This window comes from Salmonella sp. 32031103-2018-00083-FB-01-SM-01 (assembly GCF_017571995.1).
Classification (GTDB): Bacteria; Pseudomonadota; Gammaproteobacteria; order Enterobacterales; family Enterobacteriaceae; genus Salmonella; species Salmonella enterica.
Map to the genome: position 1 here is coordinate 40,036 of NZ_JAGEQL010000002.1, position 15,307 is coordinate 55,342.

General features: G+C 53.4%; 12 protein-coding genes. 6 read left to right on the plus strand and 6 right to left on the minus strand.

Annotated elements, in window-relative coordinates; translation table 11 throughout:
- Nucleotides 1–16: 16 nt before the first annotated feature.
- Nucleotides 17–1,318, minus strand: coding sequence for an MFS transporter (locus J4614_RS06580; RefSeq protein ID WP_076934780.1), 1,302 nt, complete (start codon nucleotides 1,316–1,318; stop codon nucleotides 17–19).
- Between the two features lie 246 nt (nucleotides 1,319–1,564).
- Between J4614_RS06580 and J4614_RS06585 the strand changes: the two genes are divergently transcribed.
- Both J4614_RS06585 and J4614_RS06590 read left to right on the plus strand, forming a co-directional pair.
- The gene (locus tag J4614_RS06585; RefSeq protein ID WP_000272193.1) at nucleotides 1,565–1,951 is read left to right on the plus strand and encodes a DUF3461 family protein; all 387 of its coding nucleotides are present in this window, start codon (nucleotides 1,565–1,567) and stop codon (nucleotides 1,949–1,951) included.
- A 185-nt stretch (nucleotides 1,952–2,136) separates the two neighbouring features.
- Complete coding sequence (locus tag J4614_RS06590; protein ID WP_208293099.1) at nucleotides 2,137–5,106, plus strand: putative mucin/carbohydrate-binding domain-containing protein; 2,970 nt, start codon at nucleotides 2,137–2,139, stop codon at nucleotides 5,104–5,106.
- Nucleotides 5,107–5,227: 121 nt separating this feature from the next.
- On the opposite strand, the gene cdaR is transcribed toward J4614_RS06590, so the two are convergent.
- From cdaR to dgt, 3 genes are all read right to left on the minus strand, one after another.
- Nucleotides 5,228–6,385 (minus strand): DNA-binding transcriptional regulator CdaR, encoded by a 1,158-nt coding sequence (cdaR, locus tag J4614_RS06595; RefSeq protein WP_000929420.1) that lies wholly within the window; start codon nucleotides 6,383–6,385, stop codon nucleotides 5,228–5,230.
- Nucleotides 6,386–6,537: 152 nt separating this feature from the next.
- Nucleotides 6,538–7,965: a serine endoprotease DegP gene (gene degP, locus J4614_RS06600; protein WP_000753958.1), complete on the minus strand. Its 1,428-nt coding sequence runs from the start codon at nucleotides 7,963–7,965 to the stop codon at nucleotides 6,538–6,540.
- Between the two features lie 129 nt (nucleotides 7,966–8,094).
- Complete coding sequence (gene dgt / locus J4614_RS06605; RefSeq protein WP_000146450.1) at nucleotides 8,095–9,612, minus strand: dGTPase; 1,518 nt, start codon at nucleotides 9,610–9,612, stop codon at nucleotides 8,095–8,097.
- A gap of 84 nt (nucleotides 9,613–9,696) precedes the next feature.
- Here dgt and mtnN point away from each other — a divergent pair, with 84 nt between their 5' ends.
- From mtnN to J4614_RS06620, 3 genes are read left to right on the plus strand one after another with little or no spacing between them, the layout of a single operon-like run.
- Entirely contained in the window at nucleotides 9,697–10,395 is a 699-nt protein-coding gene (mtnN, locus tag J4614_RS06610) for a 5'-methylthioadenosine/S-adenosylhomocysteine nucleosidase (protein WP_000689861.1), read from the plus strand.
- Nucleotides 10,388–11,188 carry a vitamin B12 ABC transporter substrate-binding protein BtuF gene (gene btuF / locus J4614_RS06615; protein WP_001118847.1) on the plus strand — a complete coding sequence of 267 codons (801 nt, stop codon included), beginning with the start codon at nucleotides 10,388–10,390 and terminating at the stop codon, nucleotides 11,186–11,188. The genes mtnN and btuF overlap by 8 nt, the downstream gene beginning before the upstream one ends.
- Nucleotides 11,189–11,224: 36 nt before the next feature.
- Complete coding sequence (locus J4614_RS06620) at nucleotides 11,225–11,848, plus strand: TRIC cation channel family protein (protein WP_000964234.1); 624 nt, start codon at nucleotides 11,225–11,227, stop codon at nucleotides 11,846–11,848.
- 100 nt (nucleotides 11,849–11,948) lie between these two features.
- On the opposite strand, the gene erpA is transcribed toward J4614_RS06620, so the two are convergent.
- Both erpA and clcA read right to left on the minus strand, forming a co-directional pair.
- Nucleotides 11,949–12,293, minus strand: coding sequence for an iron-sulfur cluster insertion protein ErpA (gene erpA, locus J4614_RS06625; protein WP_001278668.1), 345 nt, complete (start codon nucleotides 12,291–12,293; stop codon nucleotides 11,949–11,951).
- Nucleotides 12,294–12,374: 81 nt separating this feature from the next.
- The gene (gene clcA / locus J4614_RS06630; RefSeq protein WP_000845430.1) at nucleotides 12,375–13,796 is read right to left on the minus strand and encodes a H(+)/Cl(-) exchange transporter ClcA; all 1,422 of its coding nucleotides are present in this window, start codon (nucleotides 13,794–13,796) and stop codon (nucleotides 12,375–12,377) included.
- Between the two features lie 169 nt (nucleotides 13,797–13,965).
- On the opposite strand from clcA, the gene hemL reads away from it, so the two are divergent.
- Complete coding sequence (hemL, locus tag J4614_RS06635) at nucleotides 13,966–15,246, plus strand: glutamate-1-semialdehyde 2,1-aminomutase (protein WP_000045251.1); 1,281 nt, start codon at nucleotides 13,966–13,968, stop codon at nucleotides 15,244–15,246.
- Nucleotides 15,247–15,307 lie beyond the last annotated feature (61 nt).

Sequence of the window (15,307 nt, forward strand, 5' to 3'; positions counted from 1 at the left end):
ACAGCCCCCCTTTGCATTACGGCGAATGCGGTAACACGGTTTCCGGCGCAATCTTTGCCGCAAACGCCGAGGCCAGCGCAGTCAAAACGACATAACCGGCAACCAAAGTCCAACTGTTATCATAGACTGCGCTTAACGCTTTAGCGATAAACGGCGTGAATCCCCCTGCCACAACCGCCCCCAACTGAGCGCCAATTGATGAACCGCTGTAGCGTACAGGCGGATGAAACAGTCCGGCGAAAAAAGAAGGTTGCACGGCATTCAGTGAATTATGACCAATGTTAATAAGCAGAACGTAGCCCATTGTCATCAGTATGAGCGAACGGCTTTCCAGCAGCCAGAAAAAGGGAAAAGCCATTGCCGCGACAAAAAGCGCGCCGAAAATATACACCTGACGGCAGCCACGCCGATCCGACATGATGCCAAATAGCACGTGCATGGGATACGCCAGCAGACAGGTGAACATTACAATGTACAGAATAGTCAGGCTGGCAATCCCAAGCTGCGTCGTCGCCCAGGAAACCGCGAAGACGGTAGCAAGAAAAAAGGGAACGCTTTCCGCAAAACGCAGAATTATAATCAGCAAAATGCTGCGCCATTGTTCTCGTACCACTTTGACCACCGGCCTTTCTTCTTTTTGCTGCATATGCTTAATGGCCTGCTGCTTTTTAAACGCACGGAAGACAGGCGTCTCATCCAGACGATGACGCATATATAATCCAGGCAGCACCAAAAGCGCACTGAGCAGAAAAGGAATACGCCATCCCCACAATAACAACGCCTCCTTCGGTAATTGGGTCACGACTATAAATACGCCTGTCGCCAATAATTGTCCCGTGAGTCCTCCTGTTTGCGATAGCGCGCTTAACCGCCCCCGGTGCTTTCCAGCAGCATATTCCACGACCATTAACATGGCGCCTCCCCATTCGCCTCCAACCATAAATCCCTGCAGAAAGCGCAGAATAACCAGTAAGGCAGGCGCCAGCGCGCCAATACTGGCGTAAGAAGGCAGGCAACCGATGAGAAACGTGACCGCGCCCATCCCCCCTAACGTGATTAATAACGTATTTTTACGCCCAAGCGTATCTCCCCTGTTGCCAAAAAATAGCGCGCCCAGCGGCCGGGAAATAAATCCCACGCCGAAACTGGCAAAAGAAGATAACGTTGCAGTCAATGGGCTGGCGCCAGGGAAAAAAAGCGGGCCAAATACCAGCGCGCTTGCCAGGCCGTATAATAGAAAATCATAATATTCAATGGAGTTTCCTATCCAGGCGGAAATCACCACCCGGCGAATAGTAGCATTATACGTTCCGGACATAGACTCCGCCTCTCAAGGTTATCGACCACTACCTCCGGTCAATTTTCCACACTGACCTCAAACGCTTTCTCTATAAACGGAATATCGCGTTGAATTACTTAAACTATCAATAACCACCGCCCTTTTACTCATGACGTTGCCGAGACGTCTTCTGCGATCAACCGCGCTTTTTTTGTATCCATTGGTGGCGAAAAACCAACTTTTCGTTAATTATTCAAAAGTTATAGTGTGATGAAGGATACCGCTATGTATGACAATCTAAAAAGTCTGGGCATTACCAATCCTGAGGAAATCGATCGTTACAGCCTGCGGCAAGAAGCCAATAACGATATCCTGAAAATCTATTTTCAAAAGGATAGAGGTGAATTCTTTGCTAAAAGCGTGAAGTTTAAGTATCCACGCCAGCGTAAAACGGTGGTGGCCGATGGCATCGGTCAGGGTTATAAAGAAGTACAGGAGATTAGCCCTAACCTACGCTATGTGATTGACGAGCTGGACCAAATCTGCCAGCGCGACCGCTCAGAACTCGATCTCAAACGTAAGATCCTCGACGACTTGCGCCACCTGGAAAGCGTCGTCGCGAATAAGATCAGTGAAATCGAAGCCGATCTGGACAAGCTTACCCGCAAATAAAAAAGCTGCCGGGGCTTCATTTCGGGCCCCTCTCACGCTGCTGCTCCCTCTCATCCGCCTCACGGCTACCACCATTTTTCATCACTATGCCTCACAGCGGCTCAATACATATCATTTCGTTATCCTGCTGTATTTATTAATAAAAATAAAAAGCTATGTTCATCCTCCCTATTTATGGAGGTTATATGACTCAGGAAATCACGCTAACATGTTATTCGTTGCCTGCGGCCCCCGGACTGGATAACATCAAATTTGAAAAGGGGCGCGAGCACGACCGCCAGGCGCTGGGATTTATTCTGCCAGCGAATACGCAGCTGCAAATCCGCCAGCCAAATAACAACGCCGGTAACGCCAGACTCCGTCTGCTGTGCAATGACTCAGCGTGTGAGAAATCGCTTACGCTGAACGGCAACTGGCAAACGATCAGCACAACGGTCGATTCCGTTCCCTTTATTGATACCCTCTTTTTTGCGCAGGGCGGCGAGTTTTCGGTGATCTACCGACAGCCAACCAGCAATAAAAATTTGCCACACTGGCGTAAGGGGCAATCCGAAGACGCTTTTTTCCAGACCTGGGAAGAACAGGCGTCGCCTTTTGCCCTACTGGAACTGGACCGCGTGCGTTTTCTGCTGCCCTGGGCGGATCGCGCTAATGTCATCAACGCCGGTATCACCGCGCTGGATGCGTACTATACGCGAGTGATCGACGCCTATAATGACTGGACTGGTCTCAGCGATAACCCTGCTTCGCCGCTTAATCAAAATGTCGCTAACCGCTATTTTATTAAAGCGGATAAACACGGCGTCGGCGCGGCTTATTATCTCCCCTGGTGGTGCGCGCAAACGGCTGCAACATTAAGCCAGGGGTGGATCGATAATGTCGTCACGCAGTGGACGATTCTGCATGAAATCGGTCACGGCTATCAGGGCGTCTTTATGAATGACGTCGACCTGCCAGTCGGTGAGGTGTGGAACAACATTTACGCCGCGTTTTTCCAGCAGCTTAACCTGAACCAGGGGAACCATCTTTATACCGACGGCTGGCTCTATGATTACGGGCGGCAGTCTGAGCAGGAATTGCAATTCATTACCCATCTGCGGAATCGCACGCCGATTAGCGCCTGGGGCGTCCGACCCCGTCTGCAATTTCTGATGCTGATGTTATTTAAAGGCGGAACAGAAGCCTTCCGGGTGTTTAACCAGAACTACCGCGCGCTGGGTGCTGGCGAAAACTTTTTGCCCTGCGAGCATCGCCTGACCGATCTGCTGGCGGACGCCATCGCCACAGCCTCAGGTTATGACGTCGCGCCGTTTATTCAGCTGTGCGGCTTACCGGTCGATGCGTTCACCCGCGAGCAGATCGCCGCACAGGCGGTAAAACCCGTCTGGCCGCTTTACGATCTGCTGCCGGAGCGCGAATGGGAAAGCGTGCGCCAGCAGTTGGGACTGGACTCTTTTGTCTGGCTGGTTGAAAACGCCGAGCTGGCGGCGCTGAACAAAACGGGAACGCTCACGCTAACGCTGAATATCGATCAGCCGGAGCAACTTTATGGACGCGCCTTAACGCTACACGACAACGCCGGCAACACGTATACATTGCCCGTCAACGACAGTACGCTCACGTTAACTCCCCTGCCCATTGGCATTTACCATCTCACCCTGCCCAAAGGGCGATCGCAGAAATACCGCCCAGACACGGACTATGTGGTTATCCGCGAAGGGGAAAACGCGCTTACCGTTAATTTCACCGCCTTGCAGGACAGCGCCGCGCATAATGAGCAGTTGATTTTCCTCGGCTACGGCGACATGCCCTTCGCCCGTTTAGCCGTGGATCATGAGGCCAGACAATTAGTTCTGGACATCACGAAAGCCACGCCGCACAGCTACTTCGCGAATACGTTATACGCCAGCATAACGGTGTTAACCGCCAGCGGCGAAAAGGTTTTTGAACGTAAGATGAACGGAACAAACTGCGCCACCGAAAAAATTGTGGTACCGTTTAGCGACCACTACCACCTTTATCTTTATCATGCCGAGCCTGGCCGCCTGAAAGCCTCGCCGGGCTATCTGACATTGGTCTCGTCGACGAAATATCAGTTACTGCGTCTTGATAGCGAAGGGCTTTATCATTTTTCGCTCAACAACGATCCTGCCGCAGATCTCCAGGCTATGTTTATCCATCGCGCAGATGCTATCCGCGCCTGCCCTTCATTGATGGCGCAACCTTATGCCGCTTGCAAAAACGATCTCTGGCTGATGCTCTCCCACATTGAAGAGCCGACCCGTAGCGCGTTAATGCGCGACAGCGTTGATGTGCTGCCGACGGATAACAGCGAGCCGGGCGAAGGCATCGGTAAAGGCGTGACGTTGCAGTTACGCGGACAAGGCGACAGAACGTTTTGCCAGCTTGCTTACGATAATCGGCAACAGCGTATGACAATAGAAACACTGGCCGGGCAGCCTCATCCCTACTATACCGCGACATACAGCACGCTCACGGTGAAGGAGGAGTCCGGCGAGGTTATCTATAGCCGTCATTATGATGGCACCACCCACTATTCAGCCGATAGCGATACGGTTGTTTTGCAAGCGGGAATGTACATTGAGCTCTTCCATGACGAACCTTACCGTTGCAACGCCATCAATGAAACGACCGGGCAAAACGTCACGCTGAAAAAACACAACCGCTGGCGCGTGGTGAGCGATGGGCTGGAGGTCGACTCACCGGAACAAACGGAAGAGAAAAATACCTCCGATGCTGCCGCATTATATGGCGATAAATTCAGCTGGCAGCTTATTGGCAAGGAAGAAAATGGTTTTGCCAGTATGGAAATAGACATCCGTGCGCAACAATTTATCTTTACCGCATACCCAATTGTGCCACATAGCGACTTCGCAACGGAATATGCGGCAGTGACGATTTATAATACGCGCGGTACGGTGGTTTACCGTCAGTCGATAAAAGGTTCAGTGCAGCTTGGCGGCTATACTGACGTCTGCGGGCTGGATGAGGATTATACGATTGAGGTCTTTCATGCCGAGGGCGCAGACCAGTCGGTTATCCGCAACCCGCTCAATGGCGAAAGCTGGCCGCAGCCGCAACACGTGATCTGGCAGGTCACGGCGCGGGGATTGCAGCGCCTGACCACGAATTAACCCCACCCCATCACAGCGTCTTCGGGCGCTGTGAGATTACGTTGTCGAATGGCGGTTTTGCCTAATCCGGCCTACTACTTCGCCCAAGTTCCCTGCTCTGGTCAGCGAAGCGCCGCCGGACTTAACGCTGTTCATCCAGTTGTAGCGCCACATACAGCAACAGCCGATCGTCAAAATTTCCCAAATCCAGCCCGGTCAGTTCCGAAATACGATTTAGCCGATATTCCAGCGTGTTACGATGAATAAACAGCGCCTTAGAGGTCGCCAGCGGCTGGACATTATGGCGAAACCACGCCGTCAGCGTCCGACGTAATAATCCGTTGTTATCCATCGCTTTGAGTTTTACCAGCGGGCGCGCCAGCTCATTGGCCTGCCAGCCGCCACGCAGGCTATCTAACAGAACCGGCAGCATCAAATCCTGATAAAAATAGCTGCGGCTTTCTGGCATCCGCTGTTTGCCGACCATCATCGTGGTGCGCGCCGTGCGGTATGAGCGTGCAATACTGCCCGGCCCGGTAAAGTAATTGCCCAGCGCCACGCGAAAACGTAGCTGACCATTCTCTTTCATTCGCGAGATAAGCTGCTCTACGCGCTTACGATGATCTTCAGCATCCCAACGACCAAACGAGTTTAAAGCGGGTTTGAGCACCACCATCTCGGTGAGAGACACAATGGCTATCAGGTTGTTACGCTCCGGCGTGGTAAGCGCATTCTGCAACTGCTGAAGTTCCGCCATTGCGCTATCGACGCCAAGCTGGCCGCTATCGACTTCCACCACCGCCGCCACACGTGGCTGGTTCAAATCGATCCCCAAACGCTGCGCCCATTCCACCAGCGCCGGCGTATTTTCTTCGGCCTGAATCAGGTTCATCACCAGCTCTTCGCGCAAACGGCTATCCTGCGCCAAAAGGTGCATTAACCGCGACTGCTCCAGCATCATTTCGGCAGTCATACACACCAGTTCGCCATATTTACGCAGATGCTCTGGTTCGCCGGTGAGGCCGATCACGCCGACAATTTCGCCCTCAAGGCGTAAGGGAAGATTAATCCCCTGACGCACCCCGTGCAGGTGTCGCGCCACGGCGTCGTCGATATCCACAACCCGGCCCTGCGACAGCACTAACAGCGCGCCTTCGTGCAATTCACCAATACGTTCCCGATCGCCGCTGCCGATAATGCGCCCGCGGGCATCCATTACGTTGATATTGGTATCGATGATGCGCATAGTGCGCGCCACGATATCCTGCGCCATTTTGGTATCAAGATGCCAGCCAGCCATAAATCCCTCCTGTGAGCAGAGCACAAGCATAAGGAAGATGACAAGTCTCGACATTGTGCAAATGCACAAAACAGTGCAAAGAAGTATGGAGTTGTGGGGGGTTTCACAGAAAAGTGTTGCCCCCTTCCATGGCGGAAGGGGGACAAAGGTGATTACTGCATCAGTAAATAAATAGAACTATCACCACGCTGAATATTCAGCGCCAGCACCGACGGCTTGCTGTCGAGAATCTTACGCAGCTCGGCGATATTTTTCACCGGCTGCTGGTTAGCGCCGATAATGACATCGCCTTTTTTGAGGCCAATTTGCGCGGCGGGTGAATTCGCTTTCACGCTGCTCACCACAACGCCTTTATCCTGGCCTTTATTGCTCATTTCAGCGCCTTCAATCCCGCTGAAGATGGTGCTGGAATCAACCTGACTCTGGCTGCTCTGCTGCAGTTCCAGATTAACCGTAATCGCTTTACCTTCACGCAGCAGACCGAGGCTGATTTTGCTGCCGACCGGCATAGTACCGACCTGAGCGCGCAGCGCCGCAAAGCTGCTGATCGGTTTACCGTTCAGCGAGGTAATGACATCCCCGGCTTTGATACCCGCTTTCGCCGCGGACGAATTCGGCATCACCTGGCTGACGAACGCGCCACGCTGGGCGTCGACTTTCATCGCTTTCGCCAATTCGGAATTCAGCTCAGTCCCCATGATCCCCAGTTCGCCGCGTTTCACCTGGCCGTATTCCACCATCTGCGACGTCAGGTTTTTCACCATGTTACTGGGGATAGCGAAGCCGATACCGATGTTGCCGCCGTCCGGCGCCAGAATCGCGGTGTTAATACCGATCAGCTCACCGTTCAGGTTCACCAGCGCGCCGCCGGAGTTACCGCGGTTAATCGCGGCGTCGGTCTGAATAAAGTTCTCGTAATTTTCTACGTTCAGGCCGCTACGCCCCAGCGCCGAAACGATACCTGACGTCACCGTTTCGCCCAGACCAAACGGGTTACCAATAGCGACGGTATAATCCCCCACGCGCAGCGCGTCGGAGTCCGCCAGCTTAATCGCCGTCAGGTTCTTCGGATTCTGAATTTGAATCAGCGCGATATCAGAACGTGGATCTTTGCCCACCACTTTAGCATCGAATTTACGTCCATCGCTAAGCTGTACTTTAATCACGCTGGCGTTATCAACCACGTGGTTGTTGGTAACGACGTAGCCCTTCGCGGCGTCAATAATTACGCCGGAGCCCAGCGCCATGAATTTCTGTTGTTGACCGCCGTTGCCGCCGTTACCGCCGCCCTGGCAGAACGGAGAATTCTGGAACGGAGAACCGTCCTGGCAGAACGGGGAGTCATCGCCAAAGAACTGCTGGAAATTACGCGGCATACGCGGCGTATTCACCGTGGTGCTACCTTCTACATTAATACTGACCACCGATGGCATCACTTTTTCGAGCATCGGTGCCAGGCTTGGCATCTGCTGGGCAGTCATTGCTGAAGAGGACGTTTCAGCCGCCGTGGCAGACAGAGGCGACAATGCCAAACCTAAACTCAGAGCCAGTGCACTCATTGCTAATGTGGTTTTTTTCATGTGTTTCAATCTCGATTAACAGGTAACGCAAAATTGCTGTGTACGTCAGATTCATTTTATAACGCGAAGTTCCGGAACAAAGTTTCTGGAAAAAGTAAAAATTTATTGTCCATCTTTACAAAAGTCCATTTACTGTTCGACCGCCATCAAACGCCGATATTCATCCCATGCGTAAAGGTCAGTCATCCCGCTGATATAATCCTGAATCAACCGACAGCGATAATAATATTCCAGTACCGGGTACTCCGCCGAATCCGTAGGTAATTTACTGACGACTTCCACGTAGGCCAAACGATGGCGCGTAGAAAGTTTCTGAAATAAGCGCGATTCTATGGGGAAGCGTTTCAACCGTTCTTTTTCCACCAGCTCGCGAAAGTCGTTAAGCGACAAACTTAATAGCGGCTGATAGATATCTAATAACCCGCTGATCACCCGGTATCCCTGTAGTTCAAGCTGTTCTACATCCGGATGGCTAAACACATGTTCAACCGCCACATTCTTATAGAGTTCAAGCAGGCGGCTAAAACCGCTGGCATCTTCCAGCAACGCCTGATTGAAGGTACCGGCAAAAATCTGCGGCAAATTATCAATAAAACGCTGAGCGGCATAGGGCACCAGTTTATTTAATGTATTTACCCGTAAATACATAAAAAACTGATCTTCGGTACTGCGGCTTAATGTATTGGCGCGTGATTTTTCCCACGCATTTCCTACCACCAGCTCAAACAGCGAATCCTTCTCATGGTGGCCCCACGCGTGATATAAATGGTGGTAAAGCTGCTCAACGCTAAAGATTCTTTTCTCTACCGCGTCTTCAAGATCGGCAACACAATAAGAAATATCATCTGCGGCTTCCATAATCCACGTTAATGGAAAGCGACTGTAAGGCGCTAACTGCAGTTCTTTACGTAACCTCGCAATATACTTCTCTTCAGAAAGATAATAGCCCGGTTTCTTCATTAAATAGCGATGGGAATCCGGCACCGGCCCTCGCCACCATGCCGGACGGGTATATTTTAAAATTCCGCCAACCTGCGCCCAGGTAAGATTCATCCGCATGAGCGTATGTACCAGACGAATTCCCTGTGCATTGCCTTCAAAATGGCAGATATCCTGACGTACCTTGCGGCGAATATCGTTCAGATTTTCTTCGCCTTCCTGTAACCGTAGCGAGGAAACCACACAGCGATCATGCGTGAGCGGCTGACTTTCCGCATCTTCCGGATGCAGCCGCTGACGAAACCAGTCATTGATCGCCGCCTCGCCAAAATGACCGAACGGCGGATTACCGATGTCGTGCATCAGGCAGGCCATTTCCACAATACTTTCAAAGGGACCGGTCAGCGCATCCAGACCGTACTCCTCCAGTCGGTTTTGCTCTTTCAGGCGGCTTAAAATCTCTTTCGCGATATAACGCCCCACCTGCTGCACCTCCATCGAATGCGTCAGGCGAGTACGTACTGCGGCATTGCGCTCCAGCGGGAAAACCTGCGTTTTTTGCTGCAAACGGCGTATAGCCGGAGAGTTGATAATCCGCCCGCGATCGCTTTCAAAAATCCGCAGGATCTCATGTTCCGTCTTTACGCCCTGCGGTGAACGATAACGACGATGCCAGTTAATTTTATTTCGGAAATCGATCGATGCCATATTCTCTCCCCGCCTGAGAAATGCGCTTCCCCATAAGCGCATGATAAACTATGCCCTCAAAACTGACTTATCGCGAGTAAATCTATGAAAATCGGCATCATTGGCGCAATGGAAGAAGAAGTTACGCTGCTGCGTGACAAAATTAACAACCGTCAGACGATTACGCTGGGCGGCTGCGAAATTTACACCGGCCAGTTGAACGGCACCGAAGTGGCGTTGCTGAAATCTGGTATCGGTAAAGTCGCGGCGGCGCTGGGCGCAACGTTGCTTCTGGAGCACTGCAAACCGGACGTGATCATCAATACCGGTTCCGCAGGCGGTCTGGCGTCCACGCTGAAGGTCGGCGATATCGTCGTCTCTGACGAAGCGCGTTACCACGACGCTGATGTGACCGCTTTCGGCTATGAATACGGGCAATTACCGGGCTGTCCGGCCGGATTTAAGGCCGATGATAAACTGATCGCCGCCGCAGAATCCTGCATCAGAGAGCTGAATCTGAACGCGGTACGCGGCCTTATTGTTAGCGGCGACGCGTTTATTAACGGCTCCGTCGGGCTGGCAAAAATTCGGCATAACTTCCCCGACGCGGTCGCCGTAGAGATGGAAGCCACCGCTATCGCACACGTCTGCTATAACTTCAACGTGCCGTTCGTGGTGGTACGCGCTATTTCTGACGTGGCCGATCAGCAATCGCACCTCAGCTTTGACGAATTCCTCGCGGTGGCGGCGAAACAGTCGACTCTGATGGTCGAGACGCTGGTACAGAAACTGGCGCATGGCTAAGCAAATGTTCAGGGCGCTGGTCGCCCTGCTGCTTACGCTCCCGGTGTGGCTTTACGCTACGCCGCGCGTCATTACCCTCTCTCCCGCCAATACGGAGCTCGCTTTTGCCGCCGGGATTACGCCCGTTGGCGTCAGCAGCTATTCCGACTACCCGCCCGAAGCGCAAAAAATAGAACAGGTCTCTACCTGGCAGGGAATGAATCTGGAACGCATTGTGGCGCTGAAGCCGGATCTGGTCGTCGCCTGGCGCGGCGGTAATGCGGAACGCCAGGTAAACCAACTGACGTCATTAGGTATTAAGGTCATGTGGGTGGACGCGGTAACCATCGAACAGATCGCCGACACGCTCCGTCAACTGGCCGCCTGGAGCCCGCAGCCGGAAAAGGCTCAGCAGGCAGCGCAGACATTGCTAAACGAGTACGCCGCGCTCAACGCCGAGTATGCCGGTAAAGCTAAAAAGCGCGTCTTTCTTCAGTTTGGCATGAATCCTCTGTTTACCAGTGGTAAAGGGTCTATTCAACATCAGGTTTTGACGACCTGCGGCGGAGAAAACGTCTTTGCTGACAGCCGCGTGCCGTGGCCGCAAGTCAGCCGTGAGCAGGTGCTGGCAAGGCATCCCCAGGCTATTATCGTGGCCGGAAAAGCGGGCGAAATTCTCAAAATTGAACAATACTGGGGAAACCTGCTAAAAATTCCGGTTATTCCGCTTAACAGCGACTGGTTTGAACGCGCAAGCCCGCGTATTATCCTCGCCGCAAAACAACTCTGTAATGCGCTTTCACAGGTGAATTAGAGCCTGTCTTACCAGGCTCCCAGTGGGGATTCGACAATGCTCGTCTATTGGCTGGATATTGTAGGCACGGCTGTATTTGCTATCTCTGGCGTGTTGCTGGCCGGGAAATTACGTATGGACCCGTTCGGCGTCCTGGTGCTCGGCGTCGTTACTGCCGTCGGCGGCGGGACAATCCGCGATATGGCGCTGGATAACGGCCCGGTATTCTGGGTTAAAGATCCTACCGATTTGGTCGTCGCCATGGTCACCAGTATGCTGACCATCCTGCTGGTTCGCCAGCCAAGACGTCTGCCGAAATGGATGTTGCCGGTACTGGATGCGGTCGGGCTGGCGGTGTTTGTCGGCATTGGGGTGAATAAAGCCTTCCTCGCTGAAACGGGGCCATTAGTGGCAGTCTGTATGGGCGTGATTACCGGCGTCGGCGGCGGGATTATTCGCGATGTTCTGGCACGCGAGATTCCCATGATCCTACGCACCGAAATCTATGCCACGGCCTGTATTATCGGCGGGATTGTTCACGCCACCGCGTTTTATACGTTTTCAGTACCGCTGGAAAGCGCCAGCATGATGGGTATGGTCGTCACGCTGTTCATTCGGCTGGCGGCCATTCGCTGGCATTTGAAATTGCCGACGTTTGCACTGGATGAAAACGGACGTTGATATTGTTTTGCCCGATGGCGCTACGCTTATCGGGCCTACAGGAAAGATGTTGTAGGCCGGATAAGACGCTCGCGTCGCCATCCGGCACAACGAACAGCAATCAAATGCTGAAGGAAGAGCCACACCCGCAGGTACTTTTCGCATTCGGGTTGGTTACAATGAAGCGGGAACCTTCCAGACCTTCGGTATAATCCACCGAACCACCCACCAGATACTGCAAACTCATCGGGTCAACCACCAGGCCAACGCCCTGTTTTTCGATGGTCATATCCCCTTCGTTCACCTGATCGTCAAAGGTAAAACCATACTGGAAGCCGCTGCAACCACCGCCGGTGATATACACGCGCAGTTTCAGATTCGGGTTATCTTCGTCAGCGATAAGACTTTTTACTTTATTCGCTGCTGCGTCGGTAAACTGCAGCGGCAGCGCTACGTCATCACTCATATTTTGCTCCAAACGACATCGGTAATTGGATAAATTTTCACCCAATATTGGCAGTCATTATCTAATACCCTGGTAATTCGTTCAAGTATTCTCGCCCGCAGGCGCATTCTGGTTTTTCGCCGCCTGTTCCGCATCCTGCTTCGCCAGAGTGCGCGCCAGGATGGTTGAGTATAACGGTTTCCCGCCCAAAAACTGGGCTAATAGTGTCGCGCCAAGACAGGTGATAATCATTGGCAAAATGAGCTGATAGTTATCGGTCATCTCCAGCACCAGCACAATCCCCGTCAACGGGGCGCGCACCGACGCCGCCATCAGCGCCCCCATCCCGGCAATCGCAAAGGTACCGGCCTCCAGGTGATACTGCGGGAAAAGCACTGCCGCCGCCATACCGAAGGCCGTACCAAGCAGCGTTCCCAGCGCCAGCATCGGGGCGAAAATGCCCCCCGGCGCGCCGGAAGAAAAGCAAAGCAGCGTCGTGACCACCCGGGTAATAAAGATGAACAGCAGTAGCCCGACGCTAAAATTACCTGCCGCGGCGATAGGAATAAGGTTAAATCCGCCGCCTGCCGCTTCCGGCTCAATCAACCCCAGAATACCGCACAGGCCGCCGATCGCGCCGCCCATAAGCACCCATTTTTTAATTTCGCCGCCATGAAAGCGCTGAAACATATCCTGGGTACGCAGCACCAACGAATTAAATACCGGCCCGACGCAGCCAAAAATAATACCGAGGATAAGGTATAACCACAGCGTGTTAACCGGCGCATCAGACAGTTTGCCGACTTCAATAATCGGCGCTTCGCCGTTAAATATGCGGAACACAATGCTCGACATGATGACGCCGGTAAACACCGCTTTAATCGAAATCAGGTTGTAGCGAAACTGCGGGCGCATCTCTTCAATAATAAACAGGATACCCGCCAGCGGCGCGTTAAACGCCGCAGAGAGCCCCGCCGCCGCGCCGGTCGCCAGCAACGTATGCCGCGCTTCGGCGCTGCGCATACGAAAAACATCCAGCACCATGCGCCCCAGGTTGCCCCCGATTTGTACCGTTGGCCCTTCGCGCCCTAACACCATTCCTGCGCCCAACGTTCCCATCCCGCCGATAAACTTCACCGGCAACACGCGCCACCAGCGCACCGGACGTAACTCCTCCAGCGCGCCTTCAATTTCCGGGATACCCGAGCCGCCGGCTTCCGGCGCAAATTTTCGCACCAAAAAGTAGCCGACCATCGCCAGTAACGCCGAAAGGATAAAGGCCAGCGGCCAAAGCAAAAACGCATGGTCCGCGACCTGAACCAGCGCACCAATGCGCATGTTTTGTACCCAGGAAACCGCCTTTTCAAAGGCGACGCCAACCAGTCCGGTAAGCGTGCCGACAACGGCCGCCATGAACAGGATGGCCAGCGGCGTTTTATCCCGCTGCATTAACCGGCGAATCTGATCTCTGCGCCGTAAACGCACAATTTGCTGAGCTAAAAAGGTGGAAGTGTCTGTTTTCATCAGAAGATCATTAATTGGTAATACAAATCTAAAGTCGGCATTCTACTCGCCAACGCCGCGAAAATCCCCTGCAAATCGTATTGTTTCAAATGCGTAAAACTTTCATAACCTTCTCTGAATAACTTAGAATAGCGGGTATTCACTTTTTCTACGAACCAGGAATCTTTCCATGAGTAAGTCTGAAAATCTCTATAGCGCGGCCCGCGAGCTGATCCCCGGCGGTGTGAACTCCCCTGTTCGCGCCTTCACTGGCGTGGGCGGCACCCCGCTGTTTATCGAAAAAGCGGACGGCGCGTATCTGTACGATGTCGATGGCAAAGCGTATATCGACTATGTCGGTTCCTGGGGGCCAATGGTACTGGGGCATAACCATCCGGCTATCCGCAATGCGGTGATCGAAGCTGCGGAGCGCGGTTTAAGCTTCGGCGCGCCAACCGAAATGGAAGTGAAAATGGCGGAACTGGTCACCAACCTGGTGCCGACCATGGACATGGTGCGCATGGTGAACTCCGGTACCGAAGCGACGATGAGCGCTATTCGCCTGGCGCGTGGTTTTACTGGCCGCGATAAGATTATCAAATTCGAAGGCTGCTACCACGGCCACGCAGACTGTCTGCTGGTCAAAGCCGGTTCTGGCGCGCTGACGCTCGGTCAGCCGAACTCGCCGGGCGTGCCGGCAGATTTCGCGAAACATACGCTGACCTGCACTTATAACGATCTGGCGTCAGTGCGCGCGGCGTTTGAACAATATCCGCAGGAAATCGCCTGTATCATCGTCGAGCCGGTGGCGGGCAATATGAACTGCGTCCCGCCGCTGCCGGAATTCCTGCCAGGTCTGCGCGCCTTGTGCGATGAGTTCGGCGCGCTGCTGATTATCGACGAAGTGATGACCGGTTTTCGCGTAGCGCTGGCCGGAGCCCAGGATTACTACGGCGTCGTGCCGGACCTGACCTGTCTGGGTAAAATCATCGGCGGCGGGATGCCGGTAGGCGCGTTTGGCGGTCGTCGCGATGTAATGGATGCGCTGGCGCCGACGGGCCCGGTTTACCAGGCGGGCACCCTTTCCGGCAACCCGATTGCGATGGCGGCCGGTTTCGCCTGCCTGAATGAAGTCGCCCAGCCCGGCATTCATGAAACGCTGGATGAGCTCACCACCCGTCTGGCGGAAGGTTTGCTGGAAGCTGCCGAAGAAGCGAATATTCCGCTGGTCGTCAACCACGTCGGCGGCATGTTCGGGATTTTCTTCACCGACGCTGAGAGCGTAACCTGCTATCAGGACGTGATGGCGTGCGACGTTGAACGCTTTAAGCGTTTCTTCCACCTGATGCTGGAGGAAGGCGTGTATCTGGCGCCATCGGCGTTTGAGGCGGGTTTTATGTCGGTCGCACACAGCATGGACGACATTAATAGTACTATTGACGCCGCGCGCCGGGTGTTTGCGAAATTGTAAAGGATGAATTGCCGGGTGACGATTACCCGGCCTACATTCTACGCCGTAGGCCGGATAAGGC

What these genes read in the sequence shown, in the direction of transcription:
- J4614_RS06620 (WP_000964234.1), top strand. Translation starts at nt 11,225, where the DNA reads ATGCTCGTCTATTGGCTGGATATTGTAGGCACGGCTGTATTTGCTATC.
- degP (WP_000753958.1), bottom strand. Translation starts at nt 7,965, where the DNA reads ATGAAAAAAACCACATTAGCAATGAGTGCACTGGCTCTGAGTTTAGGT.
- hemL (WP_000045251.1), top strand. Translation starts at nt 13,966, where the DNA reads ATGAGTAAGTCTGAAAATCTCTATAGCGCGGCCCGCGAGCTGATCCCC.
- cdaR (WP_000929420.1), bottom strand. Translation starts at nt 6,385, where the DNA reads ATGGCTGGCTGGCATCTTGATACCAAAATGGCGCAGGATATCGTGGCG.
- mtnN (WP_000689861.1), top strand. Translation starts at nt 9,697, where the DNA reads ATGAAAATCGGCATCATTGGCGCAATGGAAGAAGAAGTTACGCTGCTG.
- dgt (WP_000146450.1), bottom strand. Translation starts at nt 9,612, where the DNA reads ATGGCATCGATCGATTTCCGAAATAAAATTAACTGGCATCGTCGTTAT.
- J4614_RS06580 (WP_076934780.1), bottom strand. Translation starts at nt 1,318, where the DNA reads ATGTCCGGAACGTATAATGCTACTATTCGCCGGGTGGTGATTTCCGCC.
- J4614_RS06585 (WP_000272193.1), top strand. Translation starts at nt 1,565, where the DNA reads ATGTATGACAATCTAAAAAGTCTGGGCATTACCAATCCTGAGGAAATC.
- clcA (WP_000845430.1), bottom strand. Translation starts at nt 13,796, where the DNA reads ATGAAAACAGACACTTCCACCTTTTTAGCTCAGCAAATTGTGCGTTTA.
- J4614_RS06590 (WP_208293099.1), top strand. Translation starts at nt 2,137, where the DNA reads ATGACTCAGGAAATCACGCTAACATGTTATTCGTTGCCTGCGGCCCCC.
- btuF (WP_001118847.1), top strand. Translation starts at nt 10,388, where the DNA reads ATGGCTAAGCAAATGTTCAGGGCGCTGGTCGCCCTGCTGCTTACGCTC.
- erpA (WP_001278668.1), bottom strand. Translation starts at nt 12,293, where the DNA reads ATGAGTGATGACGTAGCGCTGCCGCTGCAGTTTACCGACGCAGCAGCG.